This window comes from Pseudoalteromonas sp. SCSIO 43201 (genome assembly GCF_023716725.1).
In the GTDB taxonomy this organism is placed as follows: domain Bacteria; phylum Pseudomonadota; class Gammaproteobacteria; order Enterobacterales; family Alteromonadaceae; genus Pseudoalteromonas; species Pseudoalteromonas peptidolytica.
Genome location: NZ_CP072683.1, coordinates 967771 through 989535, shown reverse-complemented (window position 1 = coordinate 989535; position 21765 = coordinate 967771). Strand labels below are relative to the sequence as shown.

The 21765-nt window shown below is 42.6% G+C and carries 17 protein-coding genes and 11 tRNA genes; 23 read left to right on the top strand and 5 right to left on the bottom strand.

Annotated elements, in window-relative coordinates; all coding sequences use genetic code 11:
* Window position 1: 1 nt before the first annotated feature.
* Complete coding sequence (gene hemA / locus J8Z24_RS04240; RefSeq protein ID WP_128731920.1) at window positions 2-1258, bottom strand: glutamyl-tRNA reductase; 1257 nt, start codon at window positions 1256-1258, stop codon at window positions 2-4.
* A gap of 83 nt (window positions 1259-1341) precedes the next feature.
* Here hemA and lolB point away from each other — a divergent pair, with 83 nt between their 5' ends.
* The 17 genes from lolB to J8Z24_RS04155 all read left to right on the top strand — a co-directional run bounded on the left by lolB (window position 1342) and on the right by J8Z24_RS04155 (window position 8284).
* Entirely contained in the window at window positions 1342-1926 is a 585-nt protein-coding gene (gene lolB / locus J8Z24_RS04235) for a lipoprotein insertase outer membrane protein LolB (protein WP_176033868.1), read from the top strand.
* On the top strand, window positions 1923-2771 hold the full coding sequence (gene ispE / locus J8Z24_RS04230; RefSeq protein ID WP_252095328.1) for a 4-(cytidine 5'-diphospho)-2-C-methyl-D-erythritol kinase: 849 nt from the start codon (window positions 1923-1925) through the stop codon (window positions 2769-2771). Before lolB ends, ispE begins: the two co-directional genes overlap by 4 nt.
* Window positions 2772-2864: 93 nt before the next feature.
* Complete coding sequence (locus tag J8Z24_RS04225) at window positions 2865-3812, top strand: ribose-phosphate pyrophosphokinase (protein WP_176033870.1); 948 nt, start codon at window positions 2865-2867, stop codon at window positions 3810-3812.
* A 161-nt stretch (window positions 3813-3973) separates the two neighbouring features.
* Window positions 3974-4582 (top strand): 50S ribosomal protein L25/general stress protein Ctc, encoded by a 609-nt coding sequence (locus J8Z24_RS04220; protein WP_125250449.1) that lies wholly within the window; start codon window positions 3974-3976, stop codon window positions 4580-4582.
* A 19-nt stretch (window positions 4583-4601) separates the two neighbouring features.
* Window positions 4602-5186, top strand: a complete 585-nt coding sequence (pth, locus tag J8Z24_RS04215) for an aminoacyl-tRNA hydrolase (protein WP_125250450.1) — start codon at window positions 4602-4604, stop codon at window positions 5184-5186.
* A gap of 95 nt (window positions 5187-5281) precedes the next feature.
* Window positions 5282-6373, top strand: a complete 1092-nt coding sequence (gene ychF, locus J8Z24_RS04210; RefSeq protein ID WP_125250451.1) for a redox-regulated ATPase YchF — start codon at window positions 5282-5284, stop codon at window positions 6371-6373.
* A 349-nt stretch (window positions 6374-6722) separates the two neighbouring features.
* A tRNA-Met gene (locus J8Z24_RS04205) sits at window positions 6723-6799 on the top strand.
* Between the two features lie 44 nt (window positions 6800-6843).
* A tRNA-Leu gene (locus J8Z24_RS04200) sits at window positions 6844-6928 on the top strand.
* 150 nt (window positions 6929-7078) lie between these two features.
* Window positions 7079-7153: transfer RNA gene (locus J8Z24_RS04195), tRNA-Gln, on the top strand.
* 5 nt (window positions 7154-7158) lie between these two features.
* Window positions 7159-7243 (top strand) — tRNA-Leu (locus J8Z24_RS04190).
* Between the two features lie 36 nt (window positions 7244-7279).
* A tRNA-Gln gene (locus tag J8Z24_RS04185) sits at window positions 7280-7354 on the top strand.
* Between the two features lie 2 nt (window positions 7355-7356).
* Window positions 7357-7433, top strand: a tRNA-Met gene (locus J8Z24_RS04180).
* 86 nt (window positions 7434-7519) lie between these two features.
* Window positions 7520-7604: transfer RNA gene (locus J8Z24_RS04175), tRNA-Leu, on the top strand.
* A 39-nt stretch (window positions 7605-7643) separates the two neighbouring features.
* Window positions 7644-7718: transfer RNA gene (locus J8Z24_RS04170), tRNA-Gln, on the top strand.
* A 155-nt stretch (window positions 7719-7873) separates the two neighbouring features.
* Window positions 7874-7958 (top strand) — tRNA-Leu (locus tag J8Z24_RS04165).
* Between the two features lie 132 nt (window positions 7959-8090).
* Window positions 8091-8165, top strand: a tRNA-Gln gene (locus J8Z24_RS04160).
* A gap of 34 nt (window positions 8166-8199) precedes the next feature.
* Window positions 8200-8284: transfer RNA gene (locus J8Z24_RS04155), tRNA-Leu, on the top strand.
* Between the two features lie 311 nt (window positions 8285-8595).
* Here J8Z24_RS04155 and J8Z24_RS04150 read toward each other — a convergent pair.
* Window positions 8596-9762 (bottom strand): FAD-dependent oxidoreductase, encoded by a 1167-nt coding sequence (locus tag J8Z24_RS04150; RefSeq protein WP_252095327.1) that lies wholly within the window; start codon window positions 9760-9762, stop codon window positions 8596-8598.
* Between the two features lie 230 nt (window positions 9763-9992).
* Between J8Z24_RS04150 and miaB the strand changes: the two genes are divergently transcribed.
* Genes miaB through lnt form a run of 5 tightly spaced genes read left to right on the top strand, consistent with a single transcriptional unit; the run spans window position 9993 to window position 15433 of the window.
* A complete protein-coding gene (gene miaB, locus J8Z24_RS04145; protein ID WP_125250453.1) occupies window positions 9993-11426 on the top strand; it encodes a tRNA (N6-isopentenyl adenosine(37)-C2)-methylthiotransferase MiaB in 1434 nt (477 codons plus the stop codon).
* Between the two features lie 54 nt (window positions 11427-11480).
* Window positions 11481-12515, top strand: a complete 1035-nt coding sequence (locus J8Z24_RS04140) for a PhoH family protein (protein WP_125250454.1) — start codon at window positions 11481-11483, stop codon at window positions 12513-12515.
* A gap of 3 nt (window positions 12516-12518) precedes the next feature.
* Window positions 12519-12977, top strand: a complete 459-nt coding sequence (gene ybeY / locus J8Z24_RS04135) for an rRNA maturation RNase YbeY (RefSeq protein ID WP_176033872.1) — start codon at window positions 12519-12521, stop codon at window positions 12975-12977.
* Window positions 12978-12999: 22 nt separating this feature from the next.
* Window positions 13000-13878: a CNNM family magnesium/cobalt transport protein CorC gene (gene corC / locus J8Z24_RS04130; protein ID WP_147390297.1), complete on the top strand. Its 879-nt coding sequence runs from the start codon at window positions 13000-13002 to the stop codon at window positions 13876-13878.
* A complete protein-coding gene (lnt, locus tag J8Z24_RS04125; RefSeq protein ID WP_252095326.1) occupies window positions 13856-15433 on the top strand; it encodes an apolipoprotein N-acyltransferase in 1578 nt (525 codons plus the stop codon). The genes corC and lnt overlap by 23 nt, the downstream gene beginning before the upstream one ends.
* A gap of 769 nt (window positions 15434-16202) precedes the next feature.
* Here the strand turns inward: lnt and J8Z24_RS04120 are convergent.
* Together J8Z24_RS04120 and J8Z24_RS04115 are read right to left on the bottom strand one after the other, a co-directional pair.
* On the bottom strand, window positions 16203-18323 hold the full coding sequence (locus tag J8Z24_RS04120) for an ATP-binding protein (RefSeq protein ID WP_252095325.1): 2121 nt from the start codon (window positions 18321-18323) through the stop codon (window positions 16203-16205).
* 134 nt (window positions 18324-18457) lie between these two features.
* The gene (locus J8Z24_RS04115; protein ID WP_252095324.1) at window positions 18458-19978 is read right to left on the bottom strand and encodes a CYTH and CHAD domain-containing protein; all 1521 of its coding nucleotides are present in this window, start codon (window positions 19976-19978) and stop codon (window positions 18458-18460) included.
* Window positions 19979-20276: 298 nt separating this feature from the next.
* Here J8Z24_RS04115 and J8Z24_RS04110 point away from each other — a divergent pair, with 298 nt between their 5' ends.
* On the top strand, window positions 20277-20888 hold the full coding sequence (locus J8Z24_RS04110) for a TIGR04211 family SH3 domain-containing protein (RefSeq protein WP_225740757.1): 612 nt from the start codon (window positions 20277-20279) through the stop codon (window positions 20886-20888).
* Between the two features lie 145 nt (window positions 20889-21033).
* Here J8Z24_RS04110 and J8Z24_RS04105 read toward each other — a convergent pair whose 3' ends face one another.
* On the bottom strand, window positions 21034-21693 hold the full coding sequence (locus J8Z24_RS04105; protein WP_176033837.1) for an outer membrane beta-barrel protein: 660 nt from the start codon (window positions 21691-21693) through the stop codon (window positions 21034-21036).
* Between the last annotated feature and the right edge of the window lie 72 nt (window positions 21694-21765).

Here is a 21765-nt window from a genome sequence, read left to right as displayed (position 1 = left end):
GTTATTCCTGCTCAATTCCTAATGTTTGCTTAAGTTGCGCTAACTTGTCGATATTACCTTCTTTCGCAGCCTCTTGAATGGCGCGTGTGGGTGCATGGGTTAGTCGATTACTCAGCTTATTTGCTAATTCGATAATAATTTTTTCTGCGTCTTTGCCCGATTGTAGCTGATTTAACGCTTTTTCTACGAGCTCATTTTTTATTTCTTGTGCACTTTGGCGATATTGCCGAATGACATCTACGGAGTGCAGCGAGCGCTGCCACTCAGAAAACTCTTGGGTACGGACATCAATAATTTGCTGCGCTTCAATAGCAGCCTGCTCACGGCTTGCCAAATTTTCATTCACAATGGCCTGAAGGTCATCAACAGAGTAAAGGTAAGCAGCATCTAGCTCTGATACCTGACTTTCAATATCGCGAGGTACTGCAATATCGATAAATAACATTGGCTTGTGTCGACGCTTTTTAAGCGCCTGCTCAACCATACCCTTCCCTATAATCGGCAAAGTACTGGCCGTGGAACTAATGACAATATCGGCATCAGGTAACGCCTCAGGAAGCTGTGCCAACGAAATCACACTCCCGCCTATTTCTGTTGCTAGGTTTTGCGCACGCTCAATGGTTCTATTCGCAACAGTAATAGATTTAGGGTTATGCTGCGAGAGGTGTTTTGCTACCAGTTCAATGGTTTCACCAGCCCCTATCAGTAATACCTGTGTTCTGTCTAACTGGCCATAAATGTGCTTAGCTAAATTTACCGCGGCATAGGCGACTGAAACAGCACTGGCACCAATGTCTGTCTCTGTACGCACCTGCTTTGCCACTGAAAATGTTTTTTGAAATAGTCTCTCAAAGGTCGGATGAATAGCTTGATGTTGCTTTGCTGTACTAAACGCCTGTTTGATTTGCCCAAGGATCTGCGGTTCACCGAGTACCAAAGAGTCCAGCCCACAAGCCACACGCATTAAATGGTTTACGGCATCTTGGTTCATATGCACATAGACATTTTCCGTTAAGGCTCGTTGCTCTATGTTATGAAACTCAGATAGCCAATTGAGTAATGCTTGGGGATCAGCAGACTCAAGGCTACAATAGATTTCGGTTCGATTGCAGGTCGACACAATCACAGATTCTTTAAACTGCGAAGAATGTTGGAGTTGGTGCAATGCTTCTGTAAGCTGTTCTGGAGAAAACGCCACTTTTTCACGTAATTCTACAGACGCGGTTTTGTGATTGATACCAAGTGCGATGATGGTCATAGATGCCAGTATTGCTCGAGCCCTGCTTTAAAGTCGGCAATTTTACCAAAAATCAATCGAATATGGAAAGTAAGGAAAGGCCTTTGAGACAACTTCATTTGATTTTACTCATATTTTTATTAATTTTAACAGGCTGTGCGCAACAATTACCTCAGCAAAATGCGGCACAAGACTGGCGCTCTAAGCTAAAACAACAAAAAAATTGGCAAGCTCGAGGTAAACTTGCATTCATTGCTCCAGACAATCGTCAATCAGCCAACTTTAATTGGTATTTAAAGGAAAACAAACAAAATCTGATCTTAACTAGCTTTGTCGGCACCCGTATATTTGAACTTGCTGAGCTAGACACACACTCTGAACTGACCTTTGAAGACAATGTCCACAAAGGTATGGACAGTAGTGACTTAGTCAAACGCTTAAGTGGACTGTCGCTACCTGTAAACCAAGCTCCACAGTGGTTAACTGGACAAGTTCAAGCACCAGCCAACAAACTTGATGATCTTGGTAGAATAAGCAATACACAATGGCAAAGCCCATCAGGCCGAGTGTGGCAAATCACCTATCAACAATATAAAATGCAAGATGGCATGTGGTTACCGAGCCGTATGAAACTCTCATCGACCAACATTGAGGTCAAAGTATTAATCACTTCATGGCAGTTCAAATGAAGACACTGACACTAAGCGCTCCGGCAAAATTAAATCTTTTTCTGCATATCAACGGTCGTCGAGAAGACGGCTACCATGAGCTAGAAACTTTATTTACTTTTTTAGATTTTGGCGATGAGTTAGCCTTTACACTCACCGACACCAATCAAAATATCATTATTACTGGCGACATTGCGGATATCCCACTTGAGCAAAACCTCATTTATAAAGCCGCTAAAACACTCGAGCCGTACAAAAAAGTTACAGCAGGAGTCGAAATCCACCTAAATAAAAAACTACCTATGGGTGGAGGGGTTGGAGGGGGCTCTTCGGATGCAGCAACCACATTGCTGGCACTAAATACACTTTGGCAATGTCAACTTACTATTTCAGAACTTGCAAAAATAGGCTTAGGTTTAGGTGCGGATGTACCTGTATTTGTCGAAGGTAAAACAGCCGTTGCACATGGTATTGGGGAGCAGCTTGAGCCAATGGATATTCCACAAAAATGGTATTTAGTGGTTGCCCCGCCGGTTCATGTCAGCACTGCATTAGTCTTCACGCATCCAGATTTGCCTCGTGCTACTCCTAAGCTTAAAAACGGTTGGAAACTCTCGGATACAGGCAATGACTGTCAAACTCTTGTCAAAAAGCTTTACCCCGAGGTTGAAAAGACCCTCACGTGGTTGCTAAAATATGCACCAACCAAAATGACTGGTACTGGAGCTTGTTGTTTCGCGGAGTTTGAAAATCGTGAGGCAGCGCTGCGTGTGCTCGAAACTCTACCATCATCTTGGCAGGGCTTTATTGCCCAAAATACAAGTGAGTCAATTTGTCATCGACAATTACGCGCTTGGCAAAACTAGAAGTAAATTGTTTAAGTTAGCTTGTTTTGACTTTTTTATTTCATGGTCATTGCATGTTAGTCCAAAAAAATTCAGTGCCTGAGGAACCCTACCGTGCCCGACATGAAGCTCTTCGCTGGTAACGCAACACCTGAGCTAGCTCAAAAAGTTGCAAAACGTTTGTTTATAGAGTTAGGTGATGCCGTTGTTGGCCGTTTTAGCGACGGTGAAATTAGCGTTCAAATCAACGAAAACGTTCGTGGTTCAGATGTATTCATCATCCAATCAACATGTGCTCCTACAAATGATAATTTAATGGAGTTAATCGTCATGGTTGATGCGCTACGTCGTGCATCTGCTGGTCGTATCACAGCCGTTATTCCTTATTTCGGTTATGCACGCCAAGACCGCCGAGTGCGCTCTGCTCGTGTTCCAATTACTGCGAAAGTGGTAGCAGATTTCCTATCAAGTGTTGGTGTTGACCGTGTCCTTACTGTTGACCTACACGCAGAACAAATCCAAGGTTTCTTCGACGTACCTGTAGACAATGTATTCGGAAGCCCTGTGCTTATCGAAGACATGAAAGAGCGTAAGTTTGAAGATGTAGTCGTGGTTTCACCTGATATTGGCGGCGTTGTTCGTGCTCGTGCGATTGCAAAACTGTTAGACGACAAAGACCTTGCTATTATAGATAAGCGCCGTCCGCAAGCTAACGTTTCTCAAGTGATGCACATTATCGGTGATGTAGCTGGCCGTGACTGTATTATCGTCGATGATATGATTGATACTGGTGGCACCCTATGTAAAGCTGCAGCTGCACTTAAGGAACATGGTGCAAAACGCGTGTTTGCTTATGCGACTCACCCAGTGCTTTCAGGTAATGCTGCTGAGAATTTACGTGACTCAGTGATTGACGAAGTTATCGTAACTGACTCAATACCTCTTTCAGATGAATTAAAAGCACTCGATAACATCAAAGTACTAACACTTGCAGATATGATGGCTGAAACTATTCGTCGTATCAGCAACGAAGAGTCTATCTCTGCGATGTTTCAACACTAATCAGCAATAAAACTGATTAGTCAAAAAGCACCTCTGGTGCTTTTTTTGTTTTATAGGTTTCATTGCAGGTGCGTTAGTGGTATATTGGCGCGCCTTTTTTAGGCAGGGAGCTTGGTCGCGAGCTCTCTGACATATTAACTTAAATTATTTTGGAGACATCCATGTCTGTATACAAATTAGACGCTGAAGTACGTTCTGACCTAGGTACTGGTGCGAGCCGCCGCCTACGTCGCGCTGACAAAGTTCCTGCAATCCTATACGGTGCTGGTAAAGATGCAGTTTCACTAACTCTTGACCACAACAAAGTATTAAAAGCGCAAGAAGACGAAGGTTTCTACACTCACATCCTTACGCTAAACATCGGCGGTGAGTCTGTTGAAGCAATTCTTAAAGATATCCAACGTCACCCGTACAAGCCTAAGATCACTCACTTAGACTTCCAACGCGTTGATGCTTCACAGAAGCTACACACTAAGATCCCTGTTCACTTCATCAATGAAGAAAAAGCAGCGAAAGGCGGTAACACTATCGTTCACCAACTAACTGAAATCGAAATCACTTGCCTACCAGCAAGACTTCCTGAGTTCATCGAAGTTGACGTAGCGAATGTAGCTGCTGGTGAAACTCTACACCTATCTGATATCACACTTCCAGCAGGTGTTGTGTCAGTTGAGCTTGCTAAAGGTGCAGATCACGACCAAGCAGTAGTTTCAGTAAACGCTCCTAAAGCAGCTCCTGCTGAAGAGTCTGCTGAAGACGCAGCTGAGTAATTATTCAGGTGTTAGCACCTTGAATAATATTCAAATGCTTGTGGGCCTGGCAAATCCAGGCCCCGAATACGCAAACACCCGTCATAATGCTGGCGCATGGTTTATTGAAGAACTAGCCAGACGATACAACTGCCTCCTTAAACCAGACTCTAAGCACCATGGCCTTACTGGCAAAGTGCTCATCAACAATCAAGAGTTTAAATTACTGATCCCTACTACTTATATGAATTTGAGTGGTAAAGCAGTCTCGAGTCTTGCCAATTTTTATAAAATCCCCGTTGAGAGTATTCTCGTTGCTCATGATGAAATGGATATTGAACCCGGTATTGCCAAACTTAAAAAAGGTGGCGGCCATGGTGGTCATAATGGTCTAAAAGACATCATAGCAAAAATGGCAAACAACAAAGAGTTTATGCGACTACGTGTTGGAATTGGCCATCCAGGACACAGAGACAAGGTAACTGGTTGGGTCTTAGGCAAAGCCCCACAAGCGGATCAAGAAAAAATTGAGGCCGCTGTTGATGAAGCAGTCAGATGTATGGAAATACTCGCAAAAGACGGTGTGTTAAAGGCGCAAAATAGACTACATTCATTTAAACCGTAACAGTTCACTGCTGCGACTTAATTGAGTCATACCTAAGCTTCTCGGTTCGCGAATGTGGATTGAGATAATACGGTAGAAATTTAGGAATAAACACTATGGGTTTTAAATGTGGCATTGTTGGTTTACCGAACGTAGGTAAATCTACTTTATTTAATGCGTTGACTAAAGCGGGCATTGAGGCCGCAAACTTTCCTTTTTGTACTATCGAACCGAATACCGGCGTAGTACCTGTACCAGATTCTCGTCTTGATCAGCTAGCTGAAATCGTCAACCCTCAGCGTACTATCCCAACCTCTATGGAGTTTGTGGATATTGCAGGTTTGGTTAAAGGTGCATCCAAAGGTGAAGGTTTAGGTAACCAATTTTTAGCAAACATTCGTGAAACCGATGCTATCGGTCACGTTGTACGCTGTTTCGAAAACGAAAATATCGTACATGTAGCAGGCCAAATTGATCCAGCTGAAGATATTGACGTTATCAATACTGAGTTGGTGCTTGCGGACATGGATGCGGCTGACCGCGCTGTATTGCGTAACGCTAAGAAAGCCAAAGGTGGCGACAAAGACGCAAAGTTTGAGCTTGTGGTACTTGAAAAAGTAAAAGCACACTTGGATGAGGGCCTAACACTTCGTTCGTTAGAGTTAACTAAGGAAGAAGCGGCAGCAATCAGCTACTTAAACTTCTTGACTATCAAGCCAACCATGTATATTGCAAACGTTAATGAAGATGGTTTTGAAAACAACCCTTTCCTTGACAAAGTACGTGAAATAGCAGCTGCTGAAGATGCCGTTGTCATTCCTGTGTGTGCTGCGATTGAAGCTGAATTGTCTGAGCTTGACGAAGAAGACAAGAAAGAGTTTATGGACGACTTAGGCCTTGACGAGCCAGGTCTTAACCGCGTTATCCGTGGTGGTTATGAACTATTGAAGCTGCAAACTTACTTTACAGCAGGTGTTAAAGAAGTGCGTGCATGGACTATCCCCGTTGGTGCAACAGCACCACAAGCCGCAGGTAAGATCCATACAGACTTTGAACGTGGCTTCATCCGTGCACAAACTATCGGTTTTGATGACTACATCGAATTCCGTGGTGAGTCTGGTGCAAAAGATGCAGGCAAAATGCGTCAGGAAGGTAAAGAATACATCGTTAAAGATGGCGATGTGATGAACTTCTTATTTAACGTGTAAACGTTTTAGCGATACGACATACCATAAAAAGGAGCTTCGGCTCCTTTTTTGTTTCCTAAACCCGAAAAAATTAATGTGAGATCAGACTATCTCGCTAAATAACTACTGCTTTGGGTAATTGATGTCTTTCTCGCAACCTGTTTTACACAATACCCTAGCTTAAAATTCAATCGGCATTGTTAAAGATTTGCAATCCCCCCTTAGGATTTGATATAAAAACAGGCCGTTTCGCTTAATTTATCTGCAAATAAACTGTGATAACTGATTTTTTGCAAAAAAGGTGTTGACGGCTTGGGGGCATATACGCATAATACGCCCCGCATCAGCGATGATGAGAAGTTAAAAAGATGGCTATGTAGCTCAGCTGGTTAGAGCACATCACTCATAATGATGGGGTCCCCTGTTCAAATCAGGGCATAGCCACCATATTTTAACTACTACCAAAACTCATCTAGCTAGCAAAAAGATGTGCGGAAGTGGCGGAATTGGTAGACGCGCTGGATTTAGGTTCCAGTATCTTCGGATGTGAGAGTTCAAGTCTCTCTTTCCGCACCATGTTCTTTTAAATCAGAACTAAAAGAGATTTTATTTCGTTGGAGTATCGCCAAGCGGTAAGGCAGAGAAGAGAGAGGTTTTGATCCCTCACTCATCCCCCCCAGATTCAAATCCTGGGTTCAACAATTTAAGTTAGATTTGAGTTTTCGTTGGAGTATCGCCAAGCGGTAAGGCAGCGGGTTTTGATCCCGCCATTCCCAGGTTCAAATCCTGGTACTCCAGCCAACAATGCGGAAGTGGCGGAATTGGTAGACGCGCTGGATTTAGGTTCCAGTACCTTCGGGTGTGAGAGTTCAAGTCTCTCTTTCCGCACCATGTTCTCGATTAGAACTAAAATAATCAAGTTTTCGTTGGAGTATCGCCAAGCGGTAAGGCAGCGGGTTTTGATCCCGCCATTCCCAGGTTCAAATCCTGGTACTCCAGCCAATGGCTATGTAGCTCAGCTGGTTAGAGCACATCACTCATAATGATGGGGTCCCCTGTTCAAATCAGGGCATAGCCACCATTCTTTAAATGCAGAAGTAGCGGAATTAGCAGTTGTCTAGATGTAGACTCTTGATTTAGGTTCCAATAACCAATGCAAAAAGATTTGCGGAAGTGGCGGAATTGGTAGACGCGCTGGATTTAGGTTCCAGTATCTTCGGATGTGAGAGTTCAAGTCTCTCTTTCCGCACCATGTTCTTTTAAGTCAGAACTAAAAAAGATTTTATTTCGTTGGAGTATCGCCAAGCGGTAAGGCAGCGGGTTTTGATCCCGCCATTCCCAGGTTCAAATCCTGGTACTCCAGCCAACATTCTGAAGTTGAGAAATTGGCAGATGTCTTGAAATAGACGCTGGATTTACGTTTCAAATACTCCAGATAATACAATGCGAAAGTTACGGAATTGGCAGTTGTCTTGATATAGACGCTGGATTTAGGTTCTAATAACTAATGCTAAAAGATTTGCGGAAGTGGCGGAATTGGTAGACGCGCTGGATTTAGGTTCCAGTATCTTCGGATGTGAGAGTTCAAGTCTCTCTTTCCGCACCATATTCTTTCAAGTAGAATTAAAAACACTTGAACTTACCTCTATTGCTGGGTATCGTCTCGACACGAAGTGGAAGCGGTAAGGTGGCCTAAATCAAATCTGGGCTAAATAAGATTTGAACTTACCTCTATTGCTGGAGTATCGCCAAGCGGTAAGGCAGCGGGTTTTGATCCCGCCATTCCCAGGTTCAAATCCTGGTACTCCAGCCATCTCTTTAAGATGCAGCTAAGAAAAATGTAATGTGCGGAAGTGGCGGAATTGGTAGACGCGCTGGATTTAGGTTCCAGTATCTTCGGATGTGAGAGTTCAAGTCTCTCTTTCCGCACCATTTATATCATCTTTTATACCCTTCATAATATATCCAATCAATACTGCATCGATAATGTCGAATATTCTGCTATTGCTAACCTAAGAACTATTGTTACTGCTGAACAATATGAAACTATCATCGCGATAAACTCGTTTTAACCTGAGGTTTCGATAAGGGATGTTCCAACTCATTGTTACTAAAGCACAACTTAGTTGTTTCCTTGTCTAGCCAGAGGGTTTTACAAAGATGTAGAATTTAAAGGCAAAGCGAAAGATTGTGCGACCGCTCTTATCCCTGTTTGCCCTTTTCTTAGAATGTTTACAAACAAATTAAAAGCCCACGCCCCCCATGGCGTGCTTAAGTACTTCTTTTTTTAGCGGCCCTGCTTTATTCGCTACATTCAACGCGAGGTTTCGTAGATGCTTTAGTGGTGTGACTTGATTTGAAAATCCAAAATAACACGCATCCATCATACTCATCATCAAGAGATTGTCTTTTCTACGCTTAGATTCGTAATGATTAAGTGCACCGCTGTCACCTATATCTTCACTAGGATCCAACGCTTGGGCAAGCGCTACAACGTCTTTGAAGCCAAGGTTTACGCCCTGCCCCGCTAATGGGTTAATAGTGTGCGCCGCATCGCCAACTAACACTATTCGCTCGGCAACATAAGCATTGGCGTGCTGTCTGGCAAGTGGAAACACAGCGACATCTTCAATCTCAAAATCACCCGGTAATTCAAAAAATGCGGACTGTACTTCTTGTTTTAACGCTTGCTTGTCTAATTGCTTCAACATCTTGAGTTTATTGCCATTGTCATACCAAATTAAATTGGCATAGGGGTACTGCATGGGCAGAAATGCAATAGGCCCAGATGGCTTAAATTGCTGCCATGTTTTTTCTTGCTGTGGCGCATCTAATTTAATGAGCAACCCCATGCAATGTTGATCATATTGCCACCCAGTAACACCAATGCCACTCAATTGACGTACGACCGAGCGACCACCATCTGCTGCGATCAATAAATCAGCAGTATAGTTTTGTTGTGAATAATGGATTGTAATTGAATCATTGTCTCGGGTTATGTGAGTAGGGAATCCCTCTGGCGACACTACTTTAATATTAAATTCGTAAAACTGCTGCCAAAGTGCAGCCTGGATCAAGTTATTTTCAATTAAATGCCCTAAATGTGACGCATTTAATTCTTCACAATCAAAGAGTAATTGCCCAGGCTTATCCTCGTAGGCTTCTAACTGCTTGTAAACGGCTGCTCTGGTATTTCTTAGTAGCGGCATAGCGCCAAGTTCATCTAATAAATGCTCCGAAAAACGGTTGATTGCCGACACCCGAATATCGACCTTATCACTTGCCAACACTACGTCAGGTGATATCGGTGCATGTTCAATCAGGGTAACGTCAACACCTTGCTTAGCTAACTTCACCGCACAAGCAGCACCTACCATGCCGCCTCCCACTATCAGAGCCTTGTTTTTCATGCCATATTCCCGTTATTAGAGTCTTTGCGCATTGTAACGCATATAAAAACAGATGTTTGCTTAAAACGCACTGTATTGATCCACATTTTGAAAGTTAAAATCTATACTTGGCTTGACAAGATAGGTCATATAAAATACGCGTCCTTTAGGCATAATGATATCACTTTCAGTATCGTCTGCCCGAGAAAGCGTAGTGCTAAACACCGAGTTGTAAACGAGGCAATATTTAAATGAGTAAAAAACTGCATATTAAAACCTGGGGTTGTCAAATGAATGAGTACGACTCCCAGAAAATGGCGGATCTTTTGGATTCAACAAATGGCTATCAGCTCACAGAAGAAGCTGAACAAGCTGATGTGATCCTACTCAATACTTGTTCGATTCGTGAGAAGGCGCAGGAAAAAGTATTTCACCAACTTGGTCGTTGGAAACTATTAAAAGACACAAATCCAGATCTCGTTATCGGCGTAGGTGGCTGTGTCGCATCGCAAGAAGGTGACACAATTCGACAACGTGCTCCATTTGTTGATATCGTGTTTGGTCCTCAAACCTTACACCGCTTGCCGGAAATGATTAAGCAGGTGCAGAGTAAAGAAGGCTCTGTTGTCGACATTTCGTTCCCTGAAATAGAAAAGTTTGACCGTTTACCTGAGCCAAAAGCTGAAGGTCCATCGGCATTTGTGTCGATTATGGAAGGGTGTTCTAAGTACTGTACGTTCTGCGTTGTACCCTATACCCGCGGTGAAGAGGTTAGCCGTCCGTTAGACGATGTTATTTTAGAAGTCGCTCAGCTTGCAGAACAAGGCGTGCGAGAGGTAAACCTATTAGGCCAAAACGTAAATGCGTATCGTGGTGAAATGCACGATGGTGAAATCTGCTATTTCTCTGACTTGCTACGCTATGTTGCTGCAATTGACGGTATCGATCGTATTCGTTATACCACTTCTCACCCAGTAGAATTTACGCCGGATATTATTGAAGCGTACGCTGATGTGCCTGAACTTGTTGACCATTTACACTTGCCAGTACAAAGCGGCTCAGACCGTATTTTGAACCTGATGAAGCGTGGTCACACCGCACTTGAATACAAATCAACCATTCGTAAGCTACGTAAAATCCGTCCAAATTTAAGCATGTCCTCAGATTTCATTATTGGTTTCCCGGGTGAATCAAACGCAGACTTCGAAGCAACGATGAACCTTATCAATGATATTGGTTTTGATATGAGCTTTAGTTTCATCTACTCGGCACGCCCAGGTACACCTGCCGCGGATTTACCAGATGACGTTGCTGAGTCTGAAAAGAAAGAGCGTCTGTATATTCTACAAAATCGTATCAACCAAATGGCGCAAGATATTAGCCGCAAAATGCACGATACCGAGCAACGTATCTTGGTTGAAGGTCCATCGAAGAAGAACCCTATGGAGCTTCGTGGTAGAACCGAAAATAACCGCGTTGTAAACTTCGAAGGCCCGCATTCTGTGATCGGCCAATTCGTCGATGTACGTATTACTGAGGCGTTACCAAACTCGTTACGTGGTGAGCTTATCCGAACTGAAGCTGAAATGGATTTACGTCGTGACGTAAAACCTGCGGATATCTTAAACAAAGCGCCACAAGAGCCTGAAATTAATGAATTAGGTGTTGGTACTTTTACCCCCTAGCATTTTTAAATTGCGCGCTAGCTTCGGCTAGCGCCATTTTTATAGGAAGACATTTTGAGTAATCAGATTAAGAATATAGAAATTTACTTAGAACCCGCAGATAACCACCGCCTTTCCTCTCTTTGTGGTCCGTTCGACGAAAATTTAAAACAAATAGAGCGTCGCCTTGGAGTTGAAATCGCCCACCGTGACAATTGGTTTAAAGTGACCGGGCAAGCAGTAACAGCAAAAGCTGCTGTGGATATTCTAAAATCTCTATATGTTGATACTCAGCCTGTGAAAGGAAAAATGACAGAAATCGAGCCAGATCAGGTTCATCTGGCAATCACAGAAGCGAATGTACTGGAACAAGACGCTCCAACCGTGTGGGATAAAGAAGTCTATATTAAGACTCGTCGCGGTGTAGTTAAGCCCCGTAATCCAAATCAAAGCCAGTACGTCGCCAATATCTTAACACACGATATAACCTTCGGTGTCGGCCCTGCCGGTACGGGTAAAACCTACCTTGCGGTTGCAGCAGCGGTTGATGCGTTAGAGCGACAAGAGATCCGTCGTATTCTACTTACTCGCCCTGCGGTTGAAGCAGGTGAAAAGTTAGGCTTCTTACCAGGTGATTTAACACAAAAAATCGACCCTTACCTTCGTCCACTCTATGACGCACTATTCGAGATGCTTGGCTTTGAAAAAGTGGAGCGTTTAATTGAAAAAAACGTCATCGAAGTTGCACCTTTGGCATATATGCGTGGTCGAACACTTAATGATGCTTTTATTATCTTAGATGAGAGTCAAAATACCACCTCAGAGCAAATGAAAATGTTTCTAACTCGGATTGGATTCAATTCAAAGGCGGTAATAACCGGCGATATCACGCAGATAGATTTACCTCGCGGCGCGCGCTCTGGTCTTCGTCATGCCATTGAAGTACTCAATGACGTAGAGGAGATTTCATTTAATTTCTTCAAATCTCACGATGTAGTTAGACACCCAGTGGTAGCTCGCATCGTAGAAGCATATGAAAAGAAAGAAGAGCAAGAACGTTTTGCTAAAGCTGAAAAGCAACAAGCAAAACAGCAATCTTCTGAGGAATAAACCATGGACTTAATGCTAGATTTGCAAGTGGCTTGTGAGTTTGACAACTTGCCATCCGAAGCACAATTCCAAGTATGGGCTGAACACGCATTAACGCAATTTCGCGAAGAAGCAGAATTAACGATTCGCATCGCTGACGAGCAGGAAAGCCAAGAACTAAATAGCCAGTACAGGGGCAAAGATAAGCCAACTAATGTATTATCTTTTCCATTTGATGCACCACCTGGGATCGAGTTACCACTTATTGGTGATTTAATTATCTGTCCCCAAGTGGTATACCAAGAATCCGTAGAGCAAGAAAAAACCTTTCATGACCATTTCGCCCATATGGTTATCCATGGTTGCTTGCATTTACTTGGATTTGACCATATAAATGAACAAGACGCGGTAGAAATGGAAACAATAGAGAAGCAGATTCTCGCTTCTTTGCATATCGCAGATCCATACAGAGACGATTGTTAAAATAACGGAGCAGACACAACTAATGAGCGACGATAACTCGCAAAGTAGTCAGGGTTCTTCTGGCAAGACCTGGCTGGGACGCATCACGCAGATGCTGCAAGGGGAACCCCAAAATAAAGAAGAACTGGCTGAGGTCATTGCTGATGCGCAAGAGCGCCAGCTGATTGATCCAGAAACCAAGGACATGATGGAAGGTGTACTCAGTGTATCAGAGCTGAAAGTGCGCGATATCATGATCCCGCGTTCACAAATGATTACACTAGATGTGGATGAGCCGCTCAGTGCTCAACTGCCTATGATGGTAGAATCTTCACATTCACGTTTCCCGGTGATCTGTGAGGATAAAGACCACGTGGAGGGCATCTTACTTGCCAAAGATCTCTTACCTTTGATTTTGCGTGAACAGAGCGATTTGCCAAGTCTCCGTGATTATCTGCGTCCAGCCGTAGTCGTGCCTGAAAGTAAACGTGTTGATACGTTACTCAACGAATTTCGTCAAAAGCGCTACCATATGGCTATCGTGATTGATGAATACGGCGGTGTATCTGGGCTGGTTACCATTGAAGATATTCTTGAGACCATTGTTGGTGAAATAGAAGATGAACATGATGACGACGAAGAACAACAGGATATTCGTCAGCTATCCAAACATGTTTATACCGTACAAGCTCTTACACCTTTGGATGAATTTAACGAGTTTTTCAAAACCAGCTACGATACCCAAGAAGCAGATACCATTGGTGGTATCATTCTTCATGCGTTTGGCCACATGCCAAGCCGCGGTGAAACCATAGACATAGATCCCCTTCAGTTTAAGGTTACTAACTCCGACAACCGGAGGATCTTACAAATTCAAGTAAGTGTGCCTAAATCTGAACATGTTGAAGACTCTAGTATCTAACCTGAGTAACCTCGCAAAAGATAAGTTCGCATGGCTAGCACTCTTTTCTGGCTGTGCACTTACTTTTGCTTACTCCCCTTTTGGTGTTTGGCCCGTTGTCTTTGCGAGCTTGCTTATCGCTGTTTGGCTTACCGATAAGCCTGTTCCAAAACTTGCGGCTAAATATGGCTTTCTATTTGGTTTTGGCTGGTTTGCCCTTGGTATCAGCTGGGTACATGTCTCTATTGCCGAATTTGGAGGTCTTCCTTTAGCGATCTCTGTACTGTTAATGGCGCTACTTTGTGCTTACTTGGCGCTCTACCCAACATTAGCATTTATTTTTGCCAGCTACTTTACTCACACACCATGGCAACGGGTGCTCGCCCTTATTGCTGGCTTTGCGATTACTGAATGGTTACGTGCTCACCTATTAACGGGCTTTCCGTGGCTTAGATTTGGCTACACCTTAACAGACTCACCACTGAATACTTTAGCTCCTTGGGTTGGTGAGTTTGGCCTGACATTATTAATTATTCTAGTGGTAACTAGCCTGTATTACTTACTTAAACAACGCGCTATATATCTAGCTATTGTAAGTTTTTTGGGTATTTCAGCGCTTTACAGTGTTCCTTTAATTCAGGGCACATTAAAATATTCAGGAGACGAGGTCACCACTTTGCTTGTGCAAGGTAATATCAAACAAAGCCTACGTTGGGAGCCTGAGCAGTTTTGGCCAACCATGTCTAAATACCGAGATATGACTAGGCCAAATTGGCAAGGCGTTGACCTAGTTGTGTGGCCGGAAGCTGCTATTCCTGAATTTGAAGATATAGCTTATCCATTTTTAGAAAATCTAGACAAAGCCGCAGCCTTCAACGGCACAGCCTTGATTACTGGTATTCCCGATTATCAATTTGATACTAGAACTGCGTACAATACGCTGATAACGCTTGGTAAAAAAGAAAAAGAAGATAGCGAAGGGCAATATCACTATCTGCACAAAAACCGCTATCAAAAGCATCAGCTGCTACCTATTGGTGAGTTTGTACCATTTGAAGACCTACTACGTCCTATCGCACCTCTGTTTAACTTAGCGATGTCGTCGTTTACTCGAGGTGAAGCGGTACAGCCTAATTTACTTGCAAATGGCTTACATGTACTACCCGCAATTTGCTACGAAATTGCGTTTAGCGAGTTGGTAAGGGGCAACTTTACAGCGGAGTCAGATATCCTTTTTACTGTGAGTAATGACGCTTGGTTTGGTGACTCCCATGGTCCACATCAGCATATGCAGATCGCTCGCATGCGTGCCTTAGAACTGCAGCGTCCATTAGTCCGGGTAACGAACAATGGTATAACTGGTGTGTACGATCCACTTAGTAAAGTTCAGCATGTCATTCCACAATTCGAAGCGAATACACTGAAAACTGATGTGAAGCTAATTAATGGAGTGAGCTGGTATGCAGAGCATGGTAATCGCCCTATCTGGTTTATCATCGCTTTTATTGTATTAATATTGACCACTGCAAAGGTCAAACCTATTGTGCTTAAACGGTTTGAACGCAACTTTTTATAGTTGCGGTGTTGCGCCTGTCGCGATGTAAAATCGCTCCTACATATTATGTATAACCTCTGGCGGGAAGCTGCTTTATGCGACGAGCTTTTGTGCTATATCGCGATGTAAAATCGCTCCCACATGCAGTGTATAAACTCAGGTCGGCGCCACTTTATGTGGTGAGATTTTGTGCTATATCGCGATATAAAATCGCTCCTACATGCAGTATGTAACTCAGGTCGGCGCCACTTTATGTGGTGAGATTTTATTAAATCGCGATATAAAACCGCTTACATGCAGTGTATAAACTCTGGTAGGAGCCACTTTATGTGGTGAGAATTTACTAAATCGCGATGTAAAATCGCTCCTACATGCAGTATGTAACTCAGGTCGGCGCCACTTTATGTGGTGAGATTTTATTAAATCGCGATATAAAACCGCTTACATGCAGTGTATAAACTCTGGTAGGAGCCACTTTATGTGGCGAGAATTTACTAAATCGCGATGTAAAATCGCTCCCACATGCAGTGTATAAACTCAGGTTGGCGCCACTTTATGTGGTGAGATTTTATTAAATCGCGGTATAAAACCGCTCCTACATATTATGTATAACCTCTGGCGGGAAGCTGCTTTATGCGGCGAGACTTTACTAAATCGCGATGTAAAATCGCTCCTACATTCAGTCTATAAACTCAGGTAGGAGCCACTTTATGTGGCGAGACTTTACTAAATCGCGATATAAAATCGTTCTTATCTGTACTACCTAGCTCTAGGTAAAGATAGACTAACATTACCCACAAGGTATAATAACACTCACTTTCAGCCCGCCTAATTCGCTGTGCGCTACTGTGATATTGCCACCGTGCAAGTCAACCAACTTTTGGCAAATGGATAAACCCAGACCTGAACCACCAAGATCTCGACTACGAGACTTATCACACCGGAACAAGCGCTCAAACAAACGCCCTAAAGCTTCATCGTCCACTCCAGGACTTGAATCTTCAATGACACAGTAGAGTTGCTGATTCCGATAGCCAATATCCACGGAAACTTCACCTGGCTTGTCGGTATAATTTACGCTATTGCGAGCTAAGTTATTAAATACTTGAGCCAGCCTTGTTACATCAATGTCGATTTCCAGATCGTCTGGAAGTTCAATATTGGCGTTAAATTCAAGCCCTTCATCCGTCACAAAATCATCAATATCTTCTACAAAGCCAATAAACGCTTGTTTGGCATTGGCACGCTCTAATGCAAGATTAAGACTGCCAGTATCGGCCTGCGCAAGTTCGTAAATATCTTTGATTAAAGTGTTAAGCGTATCGAGGCGGCGGTTAAGCACTTTGTAGCTCTGCTTTGGGTTTTCCACCAAATTATGTTCCAATGATTCAATATGTAGTTTAAGTACAGTAAGCGGCGTTCTCAATTCGTGGGATATATCAGCAAGCAGTTGCTGTTTTAAATCCAAAGCTTTGTTGAGTAATTGTTTTTCCAGCTCCAGTGCACGACGTTTGTTTCTCGCTAGTAATAAAAACGCACTCAAGAAAATAATTAAAACACCGACTCCGGCTGCCGTAACAATTTGCTGGATGCGCTGCTCGGCAAGCTCAACCTCACGTTGTGTTTTTAGACTCTGTAACTCAAATTGGTTTTTCTGATACTCTGTATCCAATTGATAAGCAAGCGCTTTTTGGCTAGCTTCTTTTTCTAACTGAGAGATCTTGGATTCGGTATATTGCAACTGATAGTTAAGCGCGGATTCAAAGTCACCTTGTGCACTATAAGCGTCTTTTAAGACACGCAATGCGGTTTCTTTGAGGCCAAGATATGCTTCTTCTTCAGCAACGATCTGCTTCATGCTTTCAATAAAAAATTCAGCACGCTCTGGCAACACAATTTGTGCATACGTTGTCATCGTTTCTTGATAAAGAACTTTACTTTGGATAGGGTCGATAAGCTCAAGTGCCTGCTCAACAAATACTTTGGCTTTTGTTTTATTACCTTCTTTGAGCTTAAGCTCAGCAAGGTTGCTCTTGGCCCAACCTTGATTTCTGGTATGTTTATGAGACTCGAAAATTTCGTAAGCCTTTTCAAACGATGCTTGCGCTTCATCAAAGCGCTTAAGTTTGATTTGCTCACGACCGATACGGATCAAGGTATAAGCCGAGTAAACTACAGCTCCACTTTCAAGGTCGTAATTATAGGCTGTTTGATAGGCTTGAAGGGACTTCTCGTGATCCCCAATCACCTGATGGGCTCCACCTAGGTTATAGTAAACTTGGGCAAGTAGTGACGTATTTTGGTGTTGTTGGCTTTTCAACACCGCAATGGACTGCTGCAATAATTTAAGTGCTTTATCTGGTAAAGAAAGGTCGGAATATACGTCAGCTAATTGGGTGATAGACGAAACCTGTAAATCCGCAAACTCATATTTTTTTGCCACTTCAATCGATAACTCATAACTCTCTATGGCATCTTTATAACTACCATTATTTTTGTAAGCACCCGCACGGAACCGATAAGCATGGCATAACAACCGATGCATATTAAGTGCAGATAGCTGAGACACAGCTAAGTCTAAATAGCTAATCGCATCGCTGAACTTCCCCTCTTTGAGCATGAGGTCCCCATAGGTCAACGAGTACTTTGCCTCATATTGTGGCAAATGATACGTAAGCAATATTTGCTTGAAGCGCTCAGCCCAGCGGTGCGCATCCTCTAATTTAAAATCATTTTTTAATGCGACGGTTACTTTATGGTGTACCTCTGCTATTTCTTCAGGCGCAAGAGTCGATTCAAGCACCAAATCAACTTTTTGCAGAGCTTGCTCGCGAGTTTCTTTTTGCTGAAGCTCTTTGATGAAAACTTCATATAAACGTTCATTTGCTTGACTAAATGGTGCTAACAACACACATATCCAAAGCAAAGTTATTTTAATATATGACACCATTTTGCCTTTTTAATTGTCGCTCAAGTCGGTTTAGTTTAAAGGGAGTATGCATGACAGTACACATTAAAAAAAGCGGGTTGCCCCGCTCTTTTTAATCAACACCAATAAGGTTCAGATAGCATTGAAGATTGCCGGCTTTGTTCCATGGCACTCACTAAAAAATCAGATTTTTGTTTTAGCCACACTTGTACTTCTTGTAATGCGTCAGAATTTTGGTTTTGGCAAAGTTGATGCAAATAAGCCAAGGTTTCAAGTTCATAGATGCCATACACCACATCAATCCATGGCGTTCTAAATGCTTTGCGTGCTTCTTTATCGTAAAGTTTGCCTAGGCAATTGCCACTAAGCAGCGTGTTTTCTAGTTTTGCTCTTACTTGTAAGTAATCATATTCTGATAGCGTTTTTTCTTGCGGCAACAGGCTTTTCAACGCTTGCCAATCTTTATCAAAAAGTTGATTAGCAATATCAGTAACTGGCAGCTGCGCTGCGCTCAGTGCCTTTTGATCCCAATTTTTACGCCAAGCTCTATCAACCAACCAGCGCGTCAACGAGAGGATCAACCGGTTATAACGGGTACAATGAAATAAGTCTTCAATGTCTGTCGGTGTTGGCTGTACATCCCGTAAATCGGTGATCACATGAGCTAACTCAGGAAATTGATTTAGCTTTTTATAATAAGCATGACGCTTTGAAGTATAAGTTTTAAGGTGGATGGCATTCTCAACCCAAGCCAACTCTGACAACAACCACTTCAACTCATTGCGAATACTCTCAGTTAAGCTTTTATCCACGATATCATCAAATAGCCAAAACGCATGACGAATAAGTGAAATGCCATCAATGACTCGCTTAAGTGTTTTTAAGCTCGGTTTATTGAAATAACACTGTTCATGCTTTTGTACAAATTGGATCCCGTAGCTTACCGTCGCGATGAGTGCTTGCTCTTGCGTCGCTTGAGATTTAAGAGGGACAAAACCTATAAATTTATTTGGTTTCAGCGGCTTGTCGTCCGCTATTCGATAACCTCTAGCTGCTTTAGAGTATAACCCTAAGCGCATGCCTGCTTGTTTTATCAGGTGATCAGCCAAAAGAAATAAATCCTCTTTATGTCCCTCAATTAATTCTATCTCGAGCTCATTGATTGGCTCAATTTGGCCGTTCGCGGCGATCTCGCCTTTATCTAATACCGCTTCTATCTTAGTACCAGAATCCGTCTCCAATAGCCATGTACGACGAATAAAATTAGTACTGAAGATCGGGAATATATTCTGTGCAATGGATTCCAACTGCATGCCATGAGGCCAAATGTTAACATCAAAAGCATGTAAGTCTGGACGCCCTGACTGAATAGGTAAGTTATATTCAGGCCGCTGATGTAACCCACCAACAACCTCTCCTGCAAGTTTAATTGTTTGTTCACACTCATCGTTACAACAACGAGTTCTTAAACCAATATCTAGCGCTCGTAATTCACGATTGGGCGTATCAAAGTAAGCATTCGTTAAATTTTTAGCGGGTTTGTTGGTGACCGTTTTTGCAAACTGTGTGAGAAGTGCAGGGATCAGCGGAACTTCATTATCTGAAACCAAGAATTTCAGTTCTATTTCAGTGTCCATTAGGGCAGTGTTTTACCTATTTGTCTACGGGAAGATCAAAATATACAAAGGAAGCCGAGTTTGCAATCTTTTTATCTGATGAAAATCCCGCTAAATATGTGCTAAATCAACAAATAGTTTGGATAAATTCGCTAAATGTCGGGATTTTTGATACGTAAGCTTAGCTCTCACGCTTTAGTAATTTCCAGTATGTAATCAATTATTTCGGCTTATTCAAAATAAACAAAGCCTTGCTATTAAGCTGTGAAATCCCTACTATTTTGTAAACTTTACCACCCTAAGAATAAAAGGCCCACGCATGTTCAACCTTAAGCAATTTATCATTGCGAGCCTGCTCTTAATAAGCTTTACCATTTTTGCTGAAGAGCCTGCCGACACTACCCCAGCAAACCCACCGCAGCCAAATGGCTATATAAGTGACAATCTTTATATTTTCATGCACACAGGTCCAAGTAAAAATTATCGGATTTTAGGCTCTGTGGATGCAGGCACACCAATCACTATACTTAGTGGCGCTGAAGATGGATTTGTCCAAATTAAAGATGACAAGGAAAGAGAAGGCTGGGTAGAGAGTAAGTTCATTACCACTGAGGCCGGACTAAAACAACAGCTTGAGAACCTGAATCAAACGCTGGTTGATACTCAAACAGCGCTCAATGACGCTCAGCAACAACTGCCCATCTTACAACAAAATAATACCAATTTACTTGCCGAAAACGTAGCGTTACAAGAGACCATTTCCGGACTTGAACAGCAACTTCAAGATGAACGCTTGTCACAGCAGCAAAAAGTCCAAAAAGAACAGCACCAGCTGCTGACTTACGGAGGTATCATCGGGATTAGTGGCATCATTATCGGTGTGATCCTGACACTATTTTTATCTCGTAGAAAGCGCTACGATGGCTGGTGATAGCTAATCATCGCTGGGTTTGGGTAATCTCATCATTGAGAAGAGCCCAAACCCGATTACCAAAATAGATGATACAAAACCAATCAATTTGACCAATTTTAAATAGATCCCTGACGCTAATTTCTCAGCGACGAGAATCTGCGGTTTAAAAAGCCCAACCGAGCACTATGGATAATTCGTGTAAATTATGCTCATACTTAACGATGCCCCCATACTCATATTCTTGCGACTCTTTAATATTTATAAGGGCGTATTCTAAACCTGCATAGAGATTGTCTGTAAGTTGATAATTAAATCCTACAGCAGTATAAATATCATTACCACTATCACCTGAGCCGGTATTATCTGGAGAAACTAATTGTGCGGGGAGCACATCTTTGTATTTCCAGTGTGCAATTCCCACTCTTATATTCGCATTAACTTTGTTAGACAACGCTATCTTACCCTTAACTCCAAGTCTTAGAGATTCAGTATCAATAGGCAAGACAACGTTATATGAAGTTGTAAAGGGACCCTCATTACTTCCAGGGATTGTGGTAGACCTATGAACTGTATATTCGGCAGGTGCTTCCCCATGATAGTGTTTAGAGATTTCAAGAGCTAACTGCTCGGTAAGCTCGAAACCCAGTCTAAGTCCAAATGAATCAGACATGGCAGATGACGCGCGCTTACTTCCGTCAAAGTCGTCCTTCGCATAAAGTTCACTATTGGCTTTACCAATAAGTGCTTCTGAGTATACGTTGATCTCAGCTTCTGCATAAATAGGTAAGGATAGTAATACCAATCCAAATAGTTTTATTTTCATTATCACATCAAAATTTACAGATTAAAAAAAGAGCAATATTTAATTTAAAATATTGAAATAAAAAGCGCGCGG